This window comes from Hyphomicrobium sp. 1Nfss2.1 (assembly GCF_965243865.1).
In the GTDB taxonomy this organism is placed as follows: domain Bacteria; phylum Pseudomonadota; class Alphaproteobacteria; order Rhizobiales; family Hyphomicrobiaceae; genus Hyphomicrobium_A.
Map to the genome: position 1 here is coordinate 2577337 of NZ_OZ251603.1, position 15636 is coordinate 2592972.

General features: G+C 63.2%; 17 protein-coding genes. 9 read left to right on the top strand and 8 right to left on the bottom strand.

The genetic code is table 11. From position 1 onward, the window contains the following. Nucleotides 1-4 precede the first annotated feature (4 nt). The 3 genes from ACP15D_RS12605 to ACP15D_RS12615 all read left to right on the top strand — a co-directional run bounded on the left by ACP15D_RS12605 (nt 5) and on the right by ACP15D_RS12615 (nt 2345). Nucleotides 5-583: a YqaA family protein gene (locus tag ACP15D_RS12605; protein ID WP_424957835.1), complete on the top strand. Its 579-nt coding sequence runs from the start codon at nt 5-7 to the stop codon at nt 581-583. A 23-nt stretch (nt 584-606) separates the two neighbouring features. Further along, on the top strand, nt 607-1128 hold the full coding sequence (locus tag ACP15D_RS12610; RefSeq protein WP_424957836.1) for a disulfide bond formation protein B: 522 nt from the start codon (nt 607-609) through the stop codon (nt 1126-1128). 1004 nt (nt 1129-2132) lie between these two features. Then, nucleotides 2133-2345 (top strand): hypothetical protein, encoded by a 213-nt coding sequence (locus tag ACP15D_RS12615; protein ID WP_424957837.1) that lies wholly within the window; start codon nt 2133-2135, stop codon nt 2343-2345. A 256-nt stretch (nt 2346-2601) separates the two neighbouring features. Here ACP15D_RS12615 and ACP15D_RS12620 read toward each other — a convergent pair whose 3' ends face one another. Further along, the gene (locus ACP15D_RS12620) at nt 2602-3162 is read right to left on the bottom strand and encodes an HNH endonuclease (protein WP_424957838.1); all 561 of its coding nucleotides are present in this window, start codon (nt 3160-3162) and stop codon (nt 2602-2604) included. Nucleotides 3163-3293: 131 nt separating this feature from the next. Continuing rightward, complete coding sequence (locus ACP15D_RS12625; protein ID WP_424957839.1) at nt 3294-3977, bottom strand: DNA-3-methyladenine glycosylase family protein; 684 nt, start codon at nt 3975-3977, stop codon at nt 3294-3296. Nucleotides 3978-4144: 167 nt separating this feature from the next. Here ACP15D_RS12625 and gluQRS point away from each other — a divergent pair, with 167 nt between their 5' ends. Then, nucleotides 4145-5011, top strand: a complete 867-nt coding sequence (gene gluQRS / locus ACP15D_RS12630) for a tRNA glutamyl-Q(34) synthetase GluQRS (protein WP_424957840.1) — start codon at nt 4145-4147, stop codon at nt 5009-5011. Between the two features lie 350 nt (nt 5012-5361). After that, nucleotides 5362-5748, top strand: coding sequence for a hypothetical protein (locus tag ACP15D_RS12635; protein ID WP_424957841.1), 387 nt, complete (start codon nt 5362-5364; stop codon nt 5746-5748). 90 nt (nt 5749-5838) lie between these two features. On the opposite strand, the gene ACP15D_RS12640 is transcribed toward ACP15D_RS12635, so the two are convergent. Beyond that, the gene (locus ACP15D_RS12640) at nt 5839-7101 is read right to left on the bottom strand and encodes a penicillin-binding protein activator (RefSeq protein ID WP_424957842.1); all 1263 of its coding nucleotides are present in this window, start codon (nt 7099-7101) and stop codon (nt 5839-5841) included. A gap of 177 nt (nt 7102-7278) precedes the next feature. Here ACP15D_RS12640 and rsmI point away from each other — a divergent pair, with 177 nt between their 5' ends. The 3 genes from rsmI to gshB all read left to right on the top strand — a co-directional run bounded on the left by rsmI (nt 7279) and on the right by gshB (nt 9622). Further along, nucleotides 7279-8214 carry a 16S rRNA (cytidine(1402)-2'-O)-methyltransferase gene (gene rsmI / locus ACP15D_RS12645; protein WP_424957843.1) on the top strand — a complete coding sequence of 312 codons (936 nt, stop codon included), beginning with the start codon at nt 7279-7281 and terminating at the stop codon, nt 8212-8214. After that, nucleotides 8211-8594 carry a YraN family protein gene (locus ACP15D_RS12650; protein ID WP_424957844.1) on the top strand — a complete coding sequence of 128 codons (384 nt, stop codon included), beginning with the start codon at nt 8211-8213 and terminating at the stop codon, nt 8592-8594. The genes rsmI and ACP15D_RS12650 overlap by 4 nt, the downstream gene beginning before the upstream one ends. Before the next feature lie 86 nt (nt 8595-8680). After that, complete coding sequence (gene gshB / locus ACP15D_RS12655; RefSeq protein WP_424957845.1) at nt 8681-9622, top strand: glutathione synthase; 942 nt, start codon at nt 8681-8683, stop codon at nt 9620-9622. Between the two features lie 20 nt (nt 9623-9642). Here gshB and ACP15D_RS12660 read toward each other — a convergent pair whose 3' ends face one another. Further along, the gene (locus tag ACP15D_RS12660) at nt 9643-10707 is read right to left on the bottom strand and encodes a D-alanyl-D-alanine carboxypeptidase family protein (RefSeq protein WP_424957846.1); all 1065 of its coding nucleotides are present in this window, start codon (nt 10705-10707) and stop codon (nt 9643-9645) included. Between the two features lie 401 nt (nt 10708-11108). Here ACP15D_RS12660 and ACP15D_RS12665 point away from each other — a divergent pair, with 401 nt between their 5' ends. Continuing rightward, nucleotides 11109-11303 (top strand): hypothetical protein, encoded by a 195-nt coding sequence (locus ACP15D_RS12665; RefSeq protein ID WP_424957847.1) that lies wholly within the window; start codon nt 11109-11111, stop codon nt 11301-11303. Between the two features lie 98 nt (nt 11304-11401). On the opposite strand, the gene ACP15D_RS12670 is transcribed toward ACP15D_RS12665, so the two are convergent. From ACP15D_RS12670 to ACP15D_RS12685, 4 genes are all read right to left on the bottom strand, one after another. After that, on the bottom strand, nt 11402-12058 hold the full coding sequence (locus ACP15D_RS12670) for a thiopurine S-methyltransferase (protein WP_424957848.1): 657 nt from the start codon (nt 12056-12058) through the stop codon (nt 11402-11404). Nucleotides 12059-12074: 16 nt separating this feature from the next. Then, nucleotides 12075-13322, bottom strand: a complete 1248-nt coding sequence (gene argJ, locus ACP15D_RS12675) for a bifunctional glutamate N-acetyltransferase/amino-acid acetyltransferase ArgJ (protein ID WP_424957849.1) — start codon at nt 13320-13322, stop codon at nt 12075-12077. A 57-nt stretch (nt 13323-13379) separates the two neighbouring features. Next, nucleotides 13380-14414, bottom strand: a complete 1035-nt coding sequence (locus ACP15D_RS12680) for a MerR family transcriptional regulator (RefSeq protein WP_424957850.1) — start codon at nt 14412-14414, stop codon at nt 13380-13382. A gap of 147 nt (nt 14415-14561) precedes the next feature. Beyond that, the gene (locus ACP15D_RS12685) at nt 14562-15530 is read right to left on the bottom strand and encodes a foldase protein PrsA (protein WP_424957851.1); all 969 of its coding nucleotides are present in this window, start codon (nt 15528-15530) and stop codon (nt 14562-14564) included. Between the last annotated feature and the right edge of the window lie 106 nt (nt 15531-15636).

The window sequence follows — 15636 nt, forward strand, 5'->3', positions numbered from 1 at the left end:
GCCGATGCGAAACATCTACGATTGGATGATGCGCGCCGCGTCTAGCAAGAGCGCGCCCTACGCCCTCGGAACTGTATCGTTCATCGAAAGCTCGTTCTTCCCCATTCCACCCGACGTGATGCTCATCCCCATGGTGCTGAGCAACCGTGAGAAGGCGTGGTGGTACGCGACAATCGCCACCGTCACCTCCGTGTTCGGCGGCTTGCTCGGTTACGCCATCGGCTACTTTGCCTACGACGCCATCGGACTGCCGATCCTGAAGTTCTATGGCAAGGAGCACGCGCTCGACGGCTTCATCCAGTTCGTGCACGAGTACGGGGTGCCGGCGATCATCATCAAGGGCGCGACGCCCATTCCCTTCAAGGTGGTGACCATTGCCGCCGGCGTCGCCAAGATGGACCTGCTTGCCTTCGTCGGCGCCTGCATTGTCGCCCGCGCCATGCGCTTCTTCCTCGTTGCCGGCCTTCTCTATTTCTTCGGCCAGCCGATCAAGGATTTCATCGAGCGTCGCCTGACCCTGGTCACCACCGTTTTCGTAGTGGTCTTGGTGAGCGGCTTCGTCGCTGTTAGATACATGTTCTAGCTCCGCGATCTAAGGCACGGCTCATGGCTTTCTCGACGCAGGATCCAACGGTACACGCAGCCTACCGCACCGGCGGCTTCGCCCTGCTGTTCGCGGCCGCCGCGATCTTGCTTGCCCTTGCCTCCGAACACATCGGTGGCCTGCGGCCTTGCGAGCTCTGCCTTGAGCAGCGTTATGCCTACTACGCTGGCGTGCCGCTGATCTTCTTCGGCCTTGTCGCCCTGAGCGCTGGGCAGACACGCGCCGCCGCCGCGCTGTTCGTTCTGGTTGCCCTCGCATTTTTCGGCAACGCCGCGCTCGCCGTCTATCACGCTGGCGTCGAGTGGGGCTTCTGGCAAGGCCCGGCCGCATGCAGCGGCCCGCAGTCGCTCACCACCAACGCCGGCAGTCTTCTCGATGCTCTGCAGACGACGAACGTCGTGCGCTGTGATCAGGCTGCATGGCGCATGTTTGGACTGTCGCTCGCCGGGTGGAACGTCATCGCATCGCTGCTGATCGCGTTCCTTGGTTTGCGCGCCGCAAACGAAGCGCTGCACGCGCGCTGATTCCACTCGCGCATGAACGGCGCGAGGTTATCCACAAATAACTGATGTTTTCCGCAGCAGATTGCGTTCAGCAACTGTCAAGCTAAATACCGTGGGTCCGTCACGGTCGCGCCATTCCGTGGTCAAAAAGTAACGGTCTATTGCTCCTCGTTCGCGGAACAACGCGGTCGAGTTCGAGTTGAGGTTTCAATACCCCCGCAGTGAGTAGCGTTGCGTTCGAGTGAGTAGAGAGCCCAGCAGTCAGTCAGTTGCGTCGAGTAGGTGTTGCGTCCGTTGCGTCTGAGTTGAGTCTCGAAATTCGCCGTTGCGTCCGCGTCAGTCACATCGGGAACCCCGGCAGTCTCGCCAGTTGCGTAAGTTGCGTCAAAGTCTGCGTCTGTTGCGTCTCGCGTAAGTCCCCCGCCCGTCTCGGTATCGCGTTTGTAAGCGTTGCGTTCGTTGCGTCACGTGTTGCGTCCGTTTGCGTAAAGCCAACTTCCCCCAATAGACGCGTTCTCCCCCGAGCGCGTGTGCAATCGAGGCGAACCGCCCGGAGATGAAAGGTTTCGCGTAGTTCCGGGCGGTTGCAGCCAGTCTTGTCCAAGAGCCCGAGTGAGTGGCGTCAGTCGCGTAAAAGTCAGCAAGTCAGTGAGGTGTACCGTGGCGTCCCAGTATCAATCTCAGTCGCATTCGTGGCGTTCGCTTTCAGATGTTGTCGGTGAAGTCATCGTCGCTATCGGCAGTCCGTCTCAATCGACGGACGTTCCCATAGCGTCGGCGTCGACAAGGTAGCCGCCGCGTATTCGTTACGGAGGGGAAAGAGGGACCTTCCAACGAGATGGCAAGCATATGGAGCGTCGGAGACTACATGCCTCCACGATTCATCACATGACCTGGTTTCGCGTAGTGATGTCAGCACGCTCTGTGTGCTTGCCAACAATTCAGCCCCGCGCCCCGGGCAATGAAAGCGGCGCGTAATGAGCAAGCGCCCGGACTTCGGCGGCGCAAGACAGGAGAAGCGTCAAATGAGTTTCAACCACATCAACCCGCTGCAGTGGCATCAGGCGCTCGGCGTAGCCCGCGCCTCCTGCGCCCGCATTTTCCGCGATGGCGGCGCACCGGCTGATGCAATGCGTGCCTTCGGTCTTGCCACCGATCACGCGACTGAGGATTGGAGCCGCACGGTTGAGGCGATCGCAGAATCTCTGTGTGCCGCTCCAATGAAGCGCGCCGCATAAACAATCTAGCTCCGCGATTGTGGAGCATTGAGCATCCGGCTCATCAGAATTTCTCGTCGTCCTTCCCCTGAACGACGAAGGCCTCGGCATCGCATTGCCGAGGCCTTTCTTTTTTCAATTGAAGGAAAACCCGGCTGCCGCCACCACTGCGCCGCGAAGCGGCAAGGGCGCAAGGCGCCCCGCGCCTTAGGCGCGGCTCCCCGCTTGTTAGCGGCCCGCCGCACAGCAAGCCGCCATCCACTCGTGTCAGCAAAAACTAAGGCTCCAGCTCGGTATCCCAGTAGAGGTAGTCGAGCCAGCTCTTGTGCAGGTAGTTCGGCGGGAACGAGCGCCCGTTGCGATGCAATTCGAAAACCGTCGGCCGATACGGCATCAGCTTCGGCAGCATGCCGATCTGCTCGGGCATCGCGCCGCCCTTTTCGAGGTTGCATGGGGCGCACGCCGTCGTGACGTTGTCCCAACGCGTCTGGCCGCCGCGCGAGCGCGGGATGACGTGATCGAACGTCAGATCGTCTTTGCAGCCGCAGTATTGGCAGGTGAAGCGATCGCGCAGGAACACATTGAAGCGCGTGAACGCGGGATAAAGCGCGGGCTTCACATAGGTTTTGAGTGAGACGACGCTCGGCAGCCGCATCTCGAATGTTGGGCTGCGAACGAAGCGGTCGTATTCGGAGACGATGTTGACGCGATCCAGAAAAACGGCTTTCACCGACTCTTGCCAGCTCCAGAGCGACAAAGGGTAGTAGCTCAGGGGGCGGAAGTCGGCGTTTAGGACGAGTGCCGGAAAGCTATCCGGAATGGCCACATGCGCATCCACGTAATGGGCGTCCTATACGTTTAGTCCTGACGAATCGCGTTCTCCTCAACGTTCGGCCGGGATACTAGCGGCGCATATCAACTCTGTGAAGGTCCCCGCCAAGCTTGCCTGTGCCCCTGTGGCGCAACCACCTAAGACGCTGCATCTACGCGCTTTTTGGCATCTTCGGCTGGGCGGCCTGCGACCTTGTAGTACGCCCACAGAACATGCGCTGCGACGCCGCGCCAGGGCCTCCAGCGTTCCGCAATGGCAAAAAGCTCGTCCTGCGAAGGGCGCTCATCCAGCTTCAATGCGTTTGCGACAGCGATCTGCAGGGCGAGATCGCCCGCTGCGAAAGCGTCCGCGCGCCCGAGGCAGAAGAGAAGGTAAATGTCTGCGCTCCAAGGCCCGATACCTGGTAGCGCCGTCAGCGCCGCGTGCACGTCTTCCTCCGGCGCATGCGCGAGAATGTCGAGATCCAGCCCCGCGACCACCGCTTCGCTCAGCGCGCGCAGTGTGCGCACTTTTCCTTTCGATAGGCCGGCAGAGCGCAACGCTTCATCGCTCATCGCCAGGAACGTCTCAGCTGTCATCGGGCTGACGGCAGTGGAGACGCGGTCCCAGATTGCCTGCGCGCTCGCCAAAGAAAGCTGTTGTCCAACCACGATGCGTGCCAGGCCTTCAAAGCCGGACGCATGTCGACGCACAGTGGGCACGCCCGTCATCGCCCGCATCATGCGCATGTGCGGACATGAACGCGTCAACGCACGCACGCCCTTCAGCATGTATGCATCATCGAGCACGAGAGGCTGCAGCTTTGTGCGCTTCGTTTGCATTCTGGACGCGATACTCCGTGACTGAGCCTCGATCGTAGGTCGCCGTTTCCTCTCCCGCAAATCGCACGGGTTCACATGCGGCGACAGACTGCTAAACAGGTGAACGACGATCTCCACGCCCGGCGCTCGCCGCGGCGGCAAACTCAACTGAGGCGCAGCACCCTAGTATGACCTCCCCGGTACTTCGCTTTGCGCCCAGCCCCAACGGCCCTCTTCACCTCGGCCATGCACTGTCTGCGTTGACGGGCTTCGACATGGCGCAGCGCGCCGGCGGCCGCTTCCTCGTGCGCATCGAGGACATCGACGTCACGCGCTGCCGCGAGGAATACGTCACCGGCATCTTCGAAGATCTTTCATGGCTCGGCATAACCTGGGAGCAGCCGGTGCTGTTCCAGTCGCAGCAGTTCGCAACCTATGTCGAGGCCGCACAATGGCTGGAAGGCCAGGGACTGCTCTACCCGTGCTTCGCCTCGCGCACCGAGATCGATGCGGCACCCGTTCCCGGTGCCGTCGACCCTGACGGCGCGCCGCTCTATCCCGGTCTGCATAAGGCATTGCCGAAGAGTGAGATCGAGGCGCGCATGGAAAACGGTGAGCGCTTTGCGCTGCGCATCGATATGGATCGCGCGCTGGCCAAGGCCCGCGACCGGCTCGGCGGCGCACCGCTCACCTTCACGGAGCTGGACGAGGCCGGCAACGCCGTGGTCGTCGAAGCCCGCCCCGAGCGCTGGGGTGACGCCGTCATCCTGCGCAAGGATGTGCCGGCGAGCTACCACCTTGCCGTGGTCGTCGACGACGCGCGCCAAGGCATCACTTATGTCACGCGCGGCCAAGATCTTTATGCCGCGACGGACCTGCACCGCCTGCTGCAGGTGCTAATGGGGCTGCCCGAGCCCGTCTACCATCACCATCGCCTGCTCGCCGACGCAGAGGGCCGCAAGCTCTCTAAAAGCGCGGGCGACACAGCGCTTTCGGCCCTCCGCACTGCCAGAAAATCGGCCGCCGACATCCGCGCCATGGTCGGGCTGGCATAGCCGCGACCCATCAAAAATCGAATCTATTCGCTGTCTTGGCTTGCGCCGTGAAGCGGGCTGAGAAGGCGCGCGCGCTATCGCACGGCACTGCAAGCGAATTCCGTCATGGTTAGTGTTCCGCTAACGCTTGTCTGAAAGGATTACGCCTTGAAGTGCAGCGGCATCCGTTTCTTTGAGGCAACGTCATGGAAACAAACTGGACGAAGCTATTGTCAAACAACGCGAATAAGCTAAGCGTGGTCAGGCTTCGCGCAGTCGCGTTCGCCTCGCGGAGCTCGACTGAGCTTCACCGCCTCGCGGTAGCTCATGCAACGCTGACAAAGAAGCACGCAAAAAAGCTGCGCCGAACCATGCTCCGCCGCCTCGCCGCCTATAAGAATTTTGCTGCCCTTGCGCTGTCGGGCTTCTCGACGGCAACGGCACTGCATGAGATTTCCGGGCGTACGCAGCGCGAGGCCGTCCGTGTGGTCGAGCCAGTCCGCGTCAGCGTCGAGGATCACTGGCGCCGTGCTGTCGGTGTAATCACCGCAGCACTCGAGAGCTTCCAGCGCATCAAGAGCCTGCACAAGTCCGCCGCGCGCCAATTGGATTCGGCTGACTATGCGCTGACGCAGCTTCTGCACGACCTGCGCCCCGTCATGGGACTACCCGCCGATGTTTCCGGCCTGCGCGCAGTCCTTGCCGAAGCCGAGCGCACAGCGCCTGAGCGTCGCCGCAAGGCGCTCGCCGTCGCCTGATCCGCTGTTGGCCTGGAGGCGCCGACGAGCCTCCCCAGCACGCGTCCGCATTGCGCGTCGGGAAACGGGGCTTCTGGAAAGCTGGAGGTCTTAGTTCCGTGCTGGAACGGAGCCGGTCGACATTTGATCCGCAGCCGACAGGCGAGTCGCCTCGAAGCTGGCAGGCGCCGGATCGACCACCGCGGAGCCGAACTTTTCTACCTGCAGCACAGCAAGTCCGCGCTCGCTCAGGCCGTTCGCGCCGAACCGCACGATGCCGTCCACGCCCGAAAAGCCGTTCGCCCGCGTCAGGTTCGCCTGAGTGAACCGAGTGCCCGGCGGATTGGACGCAAGGCTGATGGCGAAGCTGATCGCGTCATAGGAAACCGACGCAATGCGCGGCGGCGCGCTGCCGAACGTCTTGGCGAAGCGCTCCGAGAACGCGCGCCACGCGACCGGATCAGGGCTCGGATACCAGCCATCGACAAAGGCCGCATCGCGCCCGACCGTCGGGAAGTCCCATGCGCTATTGCCCAACAGCTGGACCTTCTTAGTGTCGATGCCGGCGTATGCGATCACCGGGCCGATCTGCGGCAGCGTCTCGGGCCCGCCCGGCACGAACAGCGCATCGATCGGCGCCATCTCGGTCTCGCCCGCTTTGATCGCCTCCATCACCCGCTTGGCGGGCGACAGCATGCTGTTGGCGGCCAGCGGGTAGCGCTCGACGACAGCAACGACGCCCCCACTGCGGCGCACGGCGTTGCGGAACGCTGCTTCGATCACGTCACCGTAAGCGTCGCTCTGGATAAGCGCTGCGAACCGCCGTTTGCCGCGCGATGCTGCAAACGAAACGATGCGGTCGGTTTCTTGCTCGGCGAGGAAGTTGACGAGGTAAACCCCGTTACCCGCCACCTGCGTGTTGTTGGAAAAGGCGAGGATCGGCACGTTCGCCTGGCGCGCCGCGCTGGCGGCACCGCTCACCGACGGCGAAAGCAGCGGCCCGATGATGATCTCGGCCCCATCCTTGATGGCTTCTTCGGCGGCCGCCCGGGCACGAGCCTCGGTGCCACCGTCGTCCTTGGTGACGAGTTGCACGTTCGGATCGTTGACCTCGAACAGCGCCATTTCGGCGCCCTGCTTGAGACTTTTCGCAACCGCCGCGGTCTCGCCCATGCCGCCCATCGGTAGCAGCAGCGCGATCTTCACCGGCGCCCGGATGGCGCCCTGTTGACCTGGGGCGGGTGCCAATGCCGCGCTGGGCGCCGCCGGTCCCATGCCGCTTGTCGAGCAGCCAGCCAGAAAAAGGCCGAACATTGCCAAGCCTGCCGCGCACTCGCGCCTGCTGACCTCGGCCTGCTTCAAGCCCTTTCGCATTTATTCGGGGTCCCCCTGGCGTTGCCCGGTCGGTCGGCGGCGGTCACAATGGCGGTGGCTGCGGAACAGCGTGACGACTCGACTATCCTTCTGGTTATCTCTTCGATTCGCCGAGGAAAAGTGCCTCTCAGCCACTATCGTGAACATTCAACGCCGCAATTGCGAAAGTGACCTGCCATGAACGCTGGAGAGGCCGCCAGTGACGCCAACAAGCCCCCTCGGGACGAAAGCGCGATCCTCGGGCGCGTCGCCGGGGAGATGCGCAAGCAACTCGCGGGCAGCCTAGCGCCGGGCCTCTACGTGATCGCAACGCCTATCGGCAATCTCGGCGACATGACTTTGCGCGCCATCGCCAATTTGGCGCGCGCGGACATCATCCTCTGCGAGGACACGCGCCATAGCCGCACGCTGCTCGGCCACTTCGCCATCGACGTGCCGACGCGCCCCTATCATGAGCATAACGCCGCCAGGGAGCGCCCTCGCGTCCTGGCTGAGCTTGCCGCAGGTCGCCGCATTGCCCTCATCTCCGACGCCGGCACGCCGCTCATCTCCGATCCCGGCTGGAAGCTCGTGCGCGAGGCGCTCGATGCTGGCCACCATGTCGAGGCCATGCCCGGCGCGTCGGCAACTCTGACGGCGCTCGCAGTCGGCGGCCTGCCGACGGACGCCTTCATGTTCGCCGGCTTCCTGCCGCCCAAGACCGTCAGCCGCCGCACCCGCATCGCCGAACTCGCCGCGGTGCCGGCCACCCTGGTCTTCTTTGAGGCCCCGACGCGCGTTGCCGACGCCATGGCTGACCTCGCTGCGGTCTTGGGCCCCCGCCCCGCCGCCCTCGCCCGCGAGTTGACCAAGCTGCACGAGGAGGTGCGCCGCGGCCCGCTCGATAAGCTGGCGGCCGAGCTGGCTGATGCAACCATCAAGGGTGAGGCGGTGATACTCGTTGGGCCGCCGCAACAGGCTGCCGTCAGTGACGAAGAGATCGCCGCCCGCCTCGCCGATGCGCTCGCCACTATGAGCTTACGCGACGGCGCCAAAACCATCGCCGATGCCCTCGGCGTCCCCAAAAGCCGCGTCTACGACCTCGGTCTCAAGCTGCGCAAGGACGCGCCGTGACTTCATCGCCACGACGCGGACCGGTCGATGAGAACGTCCGCCGTGCCCGCCTGCGCAGCGGCCGCTTCGCCGAGCTTCTGGCGGCAATCGCGCTGCTAACCAAGGGCTACCGCATCCTCGGCCGCAATGTGAAAACCAGGGCCGGCGAGATCGATATCATCGCTGTGAGGGGCCAGCGTCTGGCCTTCGTCGAGGTCAAGCGACGCCTGACCCGCGAAGCCGCTGAAGCGGCCGTCAGCGACCGCCAGGCCGCCCGCATCCGCAGTGCCGCCGATTACTGGCTTGCCCATCGCCCGCGCTACCAGGCCCACGAGCAGGGCTTCGACCTCATGCTGCTGCTGCCGCGCCGCTGGCCACGCCACATCGAGAACGGCTTCTGATCTCTGCAGCGGGCCAATGCCGCTTTGCGTGCACGCCGCTGCCGGGTTACCAACTCCGCCCCGGTTGCATTCGAGCGAGCCCCCCGATGACCCTGCGCGTCGCCTGCCAGATGGACCCGATCGAGCGGATCGATATCCGCGGTGATTCCACCTTCGCCATCCTCCTTGAAGCGCAGAAGCGCGGCCACGAGCTGTTCTATTACACACCGCCCGATCTCTCCCTGCACGGCGATAAGCTTCTCGCGCGTGGACAGACACTCAAGGTCGAGGACAAGGTCGGCGCCCACTATAAGCTGTCGCATCCGCGCATTGAAAACCTCGCCGATCAGGATGTGGTGCTGCTGCGCCAGGACCCGCCGTTCGACATGGCCTACATCACCACGACGCACTTGCTGGAGCGCATCCATCCCAAGACGCTTGTCGTCAACGACCCGGCAAGCGTTCGCAACGCGCCCGAGAAAATCTTCGTTCTCGATTTCCTCGATCTGATGCCGCCCACCATCGTCACGCGCCAGCTTCAGGACGTGCAGGCCTTCCGCAAGGAGATGGGCGACGTCATCTTGAAGCCGCTCTACGGCAACGGCGGCGCCGCCATCTTCCGCCTCACCAAGGACGACACCAACACGGCCTCTCTGGTCGAGTTGTTCCAGACCGTCTTCCGCGAGCCCTTCATGGTGCAGCAGTATCGCCCTGAGGTTCAATTTGGCGACAAGCGGATCATCCTCGTCGACGGCAAGTTCGCCGGCGCCATCAACCGCGTACCCGCAACCGGCGAGACGCGCTCCAACCTTCACGTCGGCGGCACGGCCGTCCCCACCGAGCTCACCGAGCGCGAGGAGGAGATCTGCGCCCGGCTCGGCCCAGAGCTGAAGAAGCGCGGCCTGCTCTTCACCGGCATCGACGTGATCGGCCCCTACCTCACCGAGATCAACGTCACTTCGCCGACTGGCATTCGTCAGGTGAAGCAGTTCGGAGGCGCAGATATCGCCGCCCTCATCTGGGATGCCATCGAGGCAAAGCGTGTTTGAAATGAGCGCGTGCGCCCACACTAATCCAGCGGTTGGCGCTTCTTCTTTTTCTTTTTCACGTGCGTCGTCTTCTTCGCCGACGTAGCCGGCTGCGCCGAAACCTTCTTTACTTCCGAGGAAGCGGCACCGGGCTTCTGGGTGCCCTTGCTGGCATCGGCGGTTTGCGGCGGCGGGGGCGGCGGAGCCGCGCACGCGCGGAAGCGCTCCAGAAGAGTCGCATCCGGCTCGAAACCAGCACCGATCACTTCGCTGGGATAATTTTCGATCCGAGCAATTGGAAACGATGTTTTCCACTCGAATGTCTTGAAGCCGCGCTCCAGCAATGCCGAGGCCCGCGCTGTACGGGCGGCATTGCTGCGCTCACCAAGCACAATGGCGATCAGCTTGCGTCCGTCACGCGTAGCGCTGGCTGCCAGATTGTATCCCGACGCGCACGTGTATCCAGTCTTGATGCCGTCTCCGCCCTCGAAAGCGGTAAGCATCGAGTTATGCGTTCCGACGGTGATCTTGCCGATTTGGGTCTGCGTCATGGCGTAGAGCGGCGCTTCCTCCGGGAAGTCGCGCAACAGCGCCCGCGCTAGAATCCCCATGTCGCGCGCAGTCGTCACTTGTTGCTCAGCTGGCAATCCATGCGGATTGATGAAGTGCGTGTGCATCATGCCGAGGCGAGCGGCGGTCTGGTTCATCTGCTTGACGAACGCGGCTTCATCGCCTGCGAGCGTCTCGGCCATCGCGACGGCCACATCGTTGGCCGACCGCATGATCAGTGCGCGCAACGCCTGGTCGAGCGTGATGTCCTTGCCGACTTTGAGCCCCAGCCGCGTAGGAGGCTGCTTGAACCCCGCCGGCGACATGAAAATTTTGGTCTCTCGCGTCGCGCGATGACCGCGGATCGCCTCCAGCGCGATATAGGCGGTCATCATTTTTGTCAGCGACGCCGGATACCACGGGGCGTCGAGATCCTCGGCGTAGAGCACGTGCCCCTCATCGAGATCGAACACCAGGGCCGAGTCGGCAAGTCCCGGATGGACCGACGTCGTCAATGCCGCTAGCGCCGCCAGCGCAATGCTCAGACCTTTAGTCAAGGTGCCCGACGCCTCCGATCGATCGGTGATTCTCGCCGGCGCAAGTATGTGCGGCAAAAACCGAATTGTCAGCCCGCTAACCGATCGAGCCGGTTCGATCCCATTCCTGGGCGATTCGGTGTGGCTCCCAGGCCGAAACGGCGCTCTCGCGGACGGGGGCACCCCCAACTCTTGCCGCATTTCGCGCCGGCACCGCCAAAACAAGCCATGCCAGTGATCGTCGAGGCGCATTGCCGGCATGCTAGCCGCCGACGTGCCGTCGCTGAATAAATATTCAGGTAGAAGAAATCTTCGTCGATCGCGACGGACGCACCGCGCCGGGCGCGTTCTTCTCAGTGTTCGCGCACAGTGAGACGGCATTGAAGCCAAGCGCGACCGAAAAGAAGTTCAGGAGATGATCGATGAAGTATTTTGCTTTGATGGCTTTGCTGGCCGCCCCGCTTGCCCTTGCTGCCGCTCCGACCCCCGCAGATGCTGCGCCCCGTGACGGATACAGCTGCCACATGGTCAAGAAGACCGTGTTCAAGTGGGGCAAGAAGCGGACGAAGTGGGTCAAGGTCTGCCGTCCGGCGCACCGTTACCACCGCCACCACTAATCTCGTTCGCGACAACCGCGTTCGATCCTCGCCCGCTCGCATCGATTGTTCGGTGCGCGCGGGCGAAGTCGTTCTGGCTTCTGCGGCGCAGTATCAGATCACTTCGGCTGCAGCAGGAATGCAGCACCCGTCAAAGCGTTGAGGCCACGCTCCTTGAATCGCGGATTGCTTTCCAGAACGTCTTTCGAAACCAGCTCGACGAGATCGTAGTGATCCGAATAAAGATCAACGACAGTCTGCCGCGGTGTTGCAAACGGCGGCCCTGACATCAAGCTCTGATCATAGTCGAGAGTGATGAGCAGCATCGGCGCTTTGCCCTGGAACAGTTCAAGCATCTTGCCAACGTACCGCCGCTGCATCTCGGCAGGCAGCGCGATCAGCGCCGCGCGATCATAGATGCCGGCAACGTCCTCAACCGCCGACCTCGGCAACTCGAAGAAGTCGCCGCACCAGATCTCATAGGCGCCCGACGATTTGACCACGAAGGCACCTTCACGGCGCACCTCCGGCTCTACTCCGCGCTCGGCGAAGAAGTCATCGACCGCACGCTCGCTCAGCTCGGCGCCGATGACCTGAAACCCATGCTCGGCCAGCCAGACCATGTCGAGGCTCTTGCCGCACAAGGGCACGAACACCTTCGCCCTCGGTGCCAGTGCCAAGCGCGACCAGTATTTGTTCAGCGCTGGCTCGTAGTCGCTCTGATGAAAGCCGATCTCTTGGTTGTTCCAGCGCTCGCGCCAAAATTTAGGATCCATTGCCCAGGGCTCTCGCTTAGCTTCGATAGTCCGCGTTGATGTCGATGTAGCCGTGCGTCAGGTCGCAGGTCCAAACCGTCGCGCGGCCTGGACCAATGGCAAGATCGACACCCACAGTAATCTCTGGTTGCTTCATATAGAGCGCCACTTCGTCTTCGCTATAGCTCGGCGCCCGCTCGCCTTCGTGTGCAACGAGGATGTTGCCGAAGCGGATCGACAGCTTATCGCGGTCGGCCGCTTCTCCCGATTTTCCGACGGCCATCACCACCCTGCCCCAGTTGGCGTCTTCGCCCGCGATCGCAGTCTTCACCAACGGCGAATTGGCGATGGCGAGGCCGATGCGCCGCGCCGCGCGATCGTCTTCAGCGCCTTCCACCTCCACGGTGACGAACTTGGTGATGCCCTCGCCGTCCTTGGCGACGAGGATGGCCAGTTCTTCCAGGAGGCTATGAAGCGCCGCCGCAAAATCTGCAACGCGCGGATCGGTGGCTTCACTGATGCGCGGACAGCCGCGCTTCTCCGCTTCGCCCGTCGCGAACACCAGCAGAGTGTCGCTCGTCGAGGTATCGCCGTCGATGGTGACGCAATTGAATGTGCGGTCGGCGTTGTCAGCCACTAGCGGCTGCAACGCCGCGGCATCGATCGGGGCATCCGTGAAGACGAAGCACAGCATCGTCGCCATGTCCGGCTGGATCATGCCGGCACCTTTGCAGAAGCCGTTTATCACCACTTCGTGCGTGCCGATCTTCGCCTTGCGCGTCGCCAGCTTGGGGAACGTGTCTGTCGTCATCACCGCGCGCGCGGCCGCCTGCCACGTGTCGGGCTCGGCATCCGTTGCGAGCTTGCCGAGCAGATGCGTGAACTTCTCGGCTTCGAGCGGCTCACCGATCACGCCGGTCGATGCGATGAAGACTTCGCCCGGCGTGCAGCCGACCGCAGCTGCAGCGGCATCCGCGGTGATCACAACCGTTTCGAGGCCCTTCTTGCCCGTAAACGCATTCGCGTTGCCCGAGTTGACGACCAGCGCCCGCGCCACGCCCTCGCGCAGTCCGAGCGCGCACCAGTCGACCGGCGCTGAGCGCGTCTTCGAGCGCGTCAGTACACCCGCCACCTGCGTCCCCGGAGAAAGCACGCCGAGCAGCAGGTCGGTACGGCCCTTGTAGCGGATGCCCGCTTCCGCGGTCGCAAAGCGCACGCCGGGCACCTCCGGGACGGTCGGCAGGGAAGAGGGGGCGAATGGTGAAATCGGGGCGGGTTTGCCCATCGTCGGCTCCGGACGGTTCTGGACGTTTTCTCTGAACGCTAAGCGCGCGGCGCAGCTTTACGCTACTTCGGGCCGCCACGCGATGACACCTTCCGTCCTGGCCCGAACGTCGGGTGGCGCAAGGCACGTGGCAACGGCCTCGTAGCCTGGCGAGCCCGGATGCGGTACGACGCGCGTTGGCGGTCTGTGGTTGGCGGGACAAAGGATGATCCCCTCGTCCGCGCTGACGGCCGTCAGGTCGAGCACGGAGGACGAGCGGGTCATCAGGAAGAGCACCGGGCCAACCCCGCTACGCCTGCGCAGATGCGCAATCAGCGCCTCTTGCGTCGCCTGATCGAGGCCTTGCTCCACCATGTCGACCACCAGCGTACTCGCATCGCCTGCTTCCAGTTCGGCGAGCAAAGTGAGAAGCGCCGCGGACTGCAAAGCGCCGTCATCGATAAGCCAGGCCAAAGTCTCATCGACGCGCGCTTTCAGCCGCGGATCATCCTCGATCCGCCGGCGCGCCGCCGCGCCGTCATCCGCCGCGCGTTCCAGACCAATGAACCTCGTCCGCGGAAGCGCATCGGCAATGCAGCGCGCAAACCGCGTCTTGCCACTCCCGAGTGGGCCGACGATGTAGTTGATCGCCCGCACGTCCCGTAGTTCGAACCATTCGCCGCCCCACGGCCACGGCAACGCGAAAGCCGCCCTCACCTCGGTTTTCGGCTGAACGAGACGGCATATGTCGCCGACGCCAGCCACCCTCCCTTGAGCCAGATCAGCCAGCAACTGGCGTACCCGAGCTGTCGCCGCTGCAATCTGCCCTGACTGCCGCTCCAGGGCGGCCTGATGAGCTGCGAGCGCGCGCTCGAGCTCACCGGCTTCGCCATTGAGCGCCCGGCCAATGCTGGCAAGGCTCAGTCCCATCGCGCGCAAGGCGACGATCTCCGCCGCGCGTTTGAGTTCTTGCGGGCCGTAAGCGCGCCATCCCGCGGCGGTCCGCACCGGCTTCACCAGTCCGCGCTGCTCGTAAAGGCGCAGCGCTTTCGCGGACGCGCCAACCCGCTGCGCTGCTTCCGATGGTCTCAGATACATCGCGTCGCCGCTCATGGTTCGCCTCCTCGCCGGATCTGCGGACGTTATCGAGGCGCCCCCAGGGGGAGGGTCAAGTCCATTTCCAACCTTTTGCGGCGGTCGAAAAGCAAACGGGCCGCTCTCATCGAGCGACCCGCTGCAACCCTGCCTTGAAGTTGGCGATCAGGGCTTGGCCGCCGGTGCTGCCGCGCCAGGAGCAGCGCCAGGCGCTGCGGCGCCTCCTTGCTCGACTGCCTTCTTGGCGGCTTCCATGGCTTCAGCCTGCTTTTTCTTCTGTTCCTCGACCAGCTTCTTGAGGTCCGGATCGACGTACTCGACCTTCGCCTTGCTGCGCATTTCTGCAGAGGCTTCCTGCGCCTTGCGCACAGCCAGCGAGTTCATGATCGTGTCTTTGACCTGATCGAAGCTCGGCGGCGCCTTCGTACGGCGATCCTCGAGCTTGATAATGTGCCAGCCGTAGGCGGTCTTCACCGGCTCTGAGAGTTCGCCTTTCTGCATCTTGATGACGACATTCTCGAACTCCGGCAGCATCTGTCCGGGGCCGAAATAGCCGAGGAAGCCTCCTTCGGATTTCGAGGCCGGGTCGATCGAGTTCTCCTTGGCAACCTTCGCGAAATCTTCCCCAGCGGCGATCTTTGCGCGCAGCTCCTTCGCCTTCTCCTCGCTGGCGACGAGGATGTGCCGCGCGGCAAACTCTGGCTCCGGCTTCATCTGCGCAAGACGCGCGTTATAGATTTTCTTGGCTTCTTCTTCGGTCACGCTCTCCTTGAGAGACTTCTCGAAGTACTGCTCGCGCAGCGCACGCTCGTGCAGGTAGTCCATGTACTTCTTGAATTCGGGCGTCTCGCCGAGCTTGGCCGCTTCAGCTGCATTGGCGAACAAGCGGTTGTCGATCAGGTATTCCGCCAGTGCGCGGCGTTTCACTTCCGGCGGCAGCTGGGCGAGATCCTGCCCCACTTCGCCCTCTGCGAGCTTCATCTCGCCTTCCGTAATCGGTTTCCCGTCAACTGTGACAACAACCTTGTCGCTTGCATCCTCTGCAAAGGCGCTCGGCGCAGGCACCGAAAGGAGAGTGGCAGCGAGGATGGCGAAGCCCGCAAGGGCGCGCTTTTTCGGAATGGCTGGATACATGGCGATCTCTGATTGTTGGGCGGGCCGGACGGCAAAATACCAATACCCGCGGTTTATTGCGCGTTCGTGCACCTTGTAAATCGGCAGGGCCCGGCCGGCTGCGGGG